Below are 4,817 nucleotides of genomic sequence, written 5' to 3' on the forward strand. Positions count from 1 at the left end.
CCGCCGTCAGCCGCTCCCGCACCTCCTCGATGTCCGCCTCGGCCCCCGAAACCACCACGGACGTGGGCCCGTTGACGGCAGCCACATCGACTCGGCCCTCGACAACCGCGAGCACATCCTCAACACCGGCCTGCACCGCCAGCATCGCCCCGCCCTCGGGCAGCGCCTGCATCAACGATCCCCGAGCCGCGACCAGGCGACAGGCGTCCTCCAGCGAGAACACCCCCGCCACATACGCGGCAACCAACTCACCGATGGAATGCCCCATCACGAAGTCCGGACGAACACCCCACGACTCCGCCAGCCGGTACAGCGCCACTTCCACCGCGAACAACCCGGCCTGCGTGAACACGGTCTGGTTAAGCATGTCGGTGCCGGCCGACAGCACTTCCGCCAGCGACCCGGGCAGCAGCCCCTCGAACCCGGCGCACACCTCGTCCAACGCCCGCGCGAACACCGGGAATTCAGCCGCCAGTTCCGCCCCCATCCGCGCCCGCTGCGACCCCTGCCCCGTGAACAACACCGCAAGGCGACCGTCCACCACACCGCCGCTGGACTCCACCGAGCCCAGCCCCGCCGTCAACTCCTCCGCGTCCGAGCCCCACACCACGGCGCGATGCGCCAGCCCGGCCCGCCCGGTCGCCAGCGACCACCCCACATCCACCGGATCCAGCGCCCCGGCCACCCCGGAAAGCCGTCCGGCCTGCGCCACCAACCCCTCAGCAGAACCAGCGGACAACACCCACGGCAGCACCCCGCCCACCGGAGACGGCGCCTCAACCGCACCCTCAACCTCCGGCGCCTCCTCCAAAATGACGTGCGCATTCGTCCCGCCGATGCCGAACGCCGAGACAGCAGCCCGGCGCGGACGACCCGTCTCGGGCCACTCGACACCCTCGGTCAGCAACTCGACGGAGCCCATCGTCCAGTCGACGTGCGGGGTCGGCTCGTCGACGTGCAGGGTGCGCGGCAGCACGCCCGCCCGCATCGCCATCACCATCTTGATGACACCCGCGACACCGGCCGCCGCCTGCGCATGCCCGATGTTCGACTTGACCGACCCCAGCCACAACGGCCGATCCACCGCACGCCCCTGGCCGTAGGTGGCCAACAGCGCCTGCGCCTCGATCGGGTCACCCAGGGTGGTCCCCGTACCGTGCGCTTCCACCGCGTCCACGTCAGCGGCGGAGAGCCCGGCACTGCCCAGCGCCTGTCGGATCACGCGCTGCTGCGACGGCCCATTGGGCGCCGTAAGACCATTCGACGCGCCGTCCTGATTGATCGCCGAACCCCGCACCACCGCCAACACCTGATGGCCGTTACGACGCGCGTCCGACAACCTCTCCAGCAGCAGCACACCCGCACCCTCAGCCCACCCCGTGCCGTCCGCCGCCGCCGCGAACGACTTGCAACGGCCGTCCGCGGCCAGCCCACGCTGACGGCTGAACTCCAGGAAGGTGCCGGGGGTGGGCATCACAGTGACACCGCCGGCGAGCGCCATGTCGCACTCCCCGCTCCGCAGCGCCTGAACGGCCATGTGCAGCGCGACCAGGGAGGAGGAGCAGGCCGTGTCGACGGAGACCGCGGGCCCCTCCAGGCCGAAGGTGTAGGCGAGGCGGCCGGACAGGACGCTGGCCCAGCTGCCGGTGCCGAGGTAGCCCTCGACCTCTTCCGGGACGTGGTGCAGTCGGCTGGCGTAGTCGTGGTACATCACGCCCGCGAAGACACCGGTACGGCTCCCCCGTACCGAGTCCACCGCGATGCCCGCCCGCTCGAACACCTCCCACGACGTCTCCAACAGCAACCGCTGCTGCGGATCCATCGCCAGCGCCTCACGCGGCGAGATCCCGAACAGACCGGCATCGAACTCGGCGGCGTCGTAAAGGAATCCGCCCTGCTGGGTGTAAGTGGTACCGGCGTGCGCCGGGTCGGGGTGGTAGAGGTCCTCCAGGTCCCAGCCCCGGTCGTCGGGGAAGTCCCCGACCGCGTCCCGGCCGTCCGCCACCAGCCGCCACAGCTCCTCCGGCGACGACACACCCCCCGGATACCGGCAGGCAGCCGAGACGATGACCACCGGATCATCCATCACCCCAGCGGCAACCACAGGAGCGGCAGCAGCGGAGTCCACCCCGTCGGTGGCTCCCACCAGTTCACTCAACAGCAGCCCAGCCACCGCCACCGGCGTCGGATAGTCGAACACCAACGTCGCCGGAAGCCGCAGCCCCACCGCCTCACCCAGCCGGTTGCGCAGCTCCACCGCCAGCAGCGAATCGAAGCCCAGCTCCTTGAACGTCCGGTCCGTGTCGACCGTCCGGTCCGCGGCATGCCCCAGGACGAGCGCCACGCTGGACCGGACCACACCGAGAAGTTCGTGCTGCTGCTCCTCGCGGGAGAGCCCGGCCAGCCTGCGGGTGAGCGAGTCGGCGGCGGCACCGCCCTGGAGGCCGGTCGCCGTACGGCGCGTTGCGCCCCGCACCAGCCCGCGCAGGAGCGGCGGTACGACACCGTCGGCGGCCTGGGCGCGCACAGAGGTGGTGCTCAGCCTGGCGGTGACGAGCAGCGGCTCGTCCGTGGCGAGCGCGGCGTCGAAGAGGGCAAGGCCCTGGTCGGCGGGGATGCCGACGATGCCGGCGCGCGCCATCCGGGCGACGGCGGTCTGATCCATGTGCCCCGTCATCCCACTGGCGTCCGCCCACAGCCCCCACGCCATGGACGTCGCGGGCAGTCCTTCGGCCCGGCGCCGCTGGGCGAGCGCGTCCAAGTAGGTGTTGGCAGCGGCGTAGTTGGCCTGCCCGGGGCCGCCGAAAACGCCGACGACGGAGGAGAAGAGGACGAAGGCGGAGAGGTCGAGGCCCCGCGTCAGCTCGTCCAGGTTCACGGCCGCGTCCACCTTGGGACGCAGGACCCGGTCGAAGTGCCCAGGGGTCAGCCCGGTGACCACGGCGTCGTCCAGGACGCCCGCAAGGTGCACCACGCCCGTGACGGGATGCGAGGCGAGCAGCGCCGCCAACGCCTCTCGATCGGCGGCGTCACACGCCACCACCTCGGCCACCGCACCCGCGGCGGTCAGCTCGGCCTCCAGCTCCGCCGCCCCCGGAGCCTCGGGCCCCCGACGACTGGCCAGCACCAGCCGCCGCACCCCGTGCGCCGCCACCAGATGCCGGGCGACCAGTCCGCCCAGCGTCCCGGTACCGCCCGTGACCAGCACGGCCCCGTCACCGAAGTCGATCGGCCCGGCAGAGGCGGTGGAGCGGACCAGGCGTGGGGCGAGTACCTGCCCGCCGCGCACCGCGATCTGCCACTCCCCCGCACCGAACGCGGCAAGGGCAGGCGCGAGTCCATCGGTGTCGACGTCCAGATCGACCAGGCCGAACCGCCCGGGATTCTCCGCCTCGGCCGAACGCAACAGCCCCCACACCGCCGAGGCCGCGAGATCGGTGGGCCCGCCGCTGCCCGTTCCCACGGCACCCCGCGTCACCACCACAAGCCGCGACTCGGCGAACCGCTCGTCAGCGAGCCAAGCGCGGGCGATCTCCCAGGTGTTCAGCACCGCACGGTGAACGGCTTCGACGGATCCGGAGCCGCCGCCGTCCACGGGGACAGCCACCACGGAGGGCACTTCTGGACCGTCCGCGATCTCGTCCAAGCTGCCAAAGAAGGGAACCCCGAAGCCGAACGGGTCGGCGTCACCGAGCAGCACCCAACCGGGCGCGTCCTGCGCGGCCGTAGCGGCGAGGGATGTCCACTCCACCCGGAACAGAGCGTCCCGTACGACCGAACCCGCCCCCTCCAGCTCCTCCACCGCGATCGGACGCAGCGCCAGCGACTCCACGAAGGCCACCGGAGCGCCCTCGGCATCGGCCACATACACCGACACCGCGCCATCACCGACCGGAGCCAACCGCACCCGCACGGCGGACGCCCCCACCGCCGACAACGACACACCCGACCACACGAACGGCAGCCGGGCCTGACTGCCGTCCACCGGCAACACCGCATGCAACGCCGCGTCCAGCAAAGCCGGATGGATCCCGAACCTGGCCGCCTCGCCCTGCTGCCCCTCCTCCAGCACCACGTCGGCGAAAACCTCGTCACCGCGCCGCCACACCCCACGCAGCCCTTGGAACACGGGCCCGTAGTGGTAGCCGGTGTCGCGCAGACGGGTGTACCGGTCGCTGATGTCCACCGGTTCGGCACCGACCGGAGGCCAGGCCATCATGTCGACCGAGGGGGCCGGCCCCGGCTCCTCGGTGCCGAGGGTGCCCTCCGCGTGCAGGGTCCACTCCTGGTCGGGAGCGGAGTCCTCCGGACGGGAGTACACCGCGATCGAGCGCTGTCCGTCGCCCTGTGCGCCCCCGATGACGACCTGCACCTGCACTCCCGCGCTTTCGGGGAGGAACAGCGGTGCCTGGAGGGTGAGTTCGGTGAGGTGGCCGCAGCCCACCTCGTCACCGGCGCGGATCGCCAGTTCCACGAACCCGGTACCGGGCAAGAGGACCGTGCCAGCGACCGCGTGGTCCGCGAGCCAAGGGTGCGTACGCAGAGACAGCCGCCCCGTCAGCAGCGCACCGTCCCCGGCGGCCAGGCTCATCGCGGCCCCGAGCAGCGGATGATCGGTGGCGGCCAGCCCTGCACCGCTGACATCGGCGGTGCCCGTGCTGGGCTCCAGCCAGTAGCGCTGGTGTTGGAAGGCATAGGTGGGCAGGTCGACATGGTTTACGACGCGGCCCGCGTAGACGGCGGACCAGTCGATGTCGGTCCCGTTGACCCACAGTTCGGCGGCGCCGGCGAGGAAGCGGGCGTTCTCGTCCTCGTCC

Annotated in this window: 1 protein-coding gene; it reads right to left on the minus strand. The window is 71.7% G+C overall.

What is annotated here, in order from left to right; genetic code table 11:
• A partial coding sequence (locus ACWD1Z_RS36495; RefSeq protein WP_451125085.1) for a type I polyketide synthase occupies positions 1–4,817 on the minus strand: 4,817 nt, incomplete at both ends.

Source organism: Streptomyces sp. NPDC002784, from assembly GCF_053592135.1.